Annotated in this window: 1 protein-coding gene; it reads left to right on the top strand. The window is 64.5% G+C overall.

The window, feature by feature from the left end; all coding sequences use genetic code 11:
* A partial coding sequence (locus ACCD03_RS25480) for a porin (RefSeq protein WP_045206868.1) occupies positions 1 to 888 on the top strand: 888 nt, incomplete at both ends.

Here is an 888-nt window from a genome sequence, read left to right as displayed (position 1 = left end):
CCCACCGCGACCTCGCCGGGCGGCAGCCTCTGGCGCGCCGCCGACAACCAGTGGGGCACGAGCATGTTCGGGTTCATGGGCAAGGAGGATCTGGGCGGTGGCCTGCAGGCGGTCTTCCGGCTCGAATCCGGCTTTGGCGCGGCCCAGGGCAAAACCAACGGTGACGCGCTCTTTAACCGCCGTTCGTATGTCGGCCTGTCCAGCCCGACCTGGGGCACGTTGACGGCCGGCAAGAATCTCTTCATCAGCAATGACGTCTGGTTCCTGGACCCGACCGGGCAGCAGTTCATCGGCTCGGCCACGCTGGTGCGCGGGCGCAACTGGCAGGGTGCCAACAACATCGTTGAATACCAGAGCCCGACCTGGGGCGGCTTCCAGTTTGGCCTGCAGACGGGCCTGGGCGAACAACCCGGCTCGTTCACGAACAGCCGCCGCGATGGCGTGTCCGCTGTCTACACGGCCGGCCCGCTGGAAGTGCGCGCGATCTACGACGTGATCCGCGACGGCAACGGCAAGTTCAGCGACATCTTCAACTTCTCGAAGGAAGCGACGATCGGCGGTACGTACACCATCGGCAAGGCTAAGCTGTTTGCCGCGTATGAAAACCTGTCTGCGCCGGATGCGGCAGCGGGCGCCCCGACCAAGGCCAATCATTACTGGCTGGGCATCAACTACGAAGTTACGCCGGCGCTGACGCTGATCGGCGCGGCCTATCGCGTCAACGTGAACCACGGCGGCGGCAACGCCAACCTGTTCATGGCGGGCGCGAACTACAACCTGTCCAAGCGCACGATGCTGTACGCGAGCGTCGGCACGGTGCAGAACAGCGCTACCGCCAACTTCTCGGTGGAAGCAACCAACAACAACCCGGCGGTGGGTAAGAACCAG

It is taken from the genome of Ralstonia sp. Ralssp135 (assembly GCF_047304345.1).
In the GTDB taxonomy this organism is placed as follows: domain Bacteria; phylum Pseudomonadota; class Gammaproteobacteria; order Burkholderiales; family Burkholderiaceae; genus Ralstonia; species Ralstonia chuxiongensis.
Note: the sequence above shows the minus strand (reverse complement) of the source record. Positions and strands in the feature narration are given on the sequence as shown.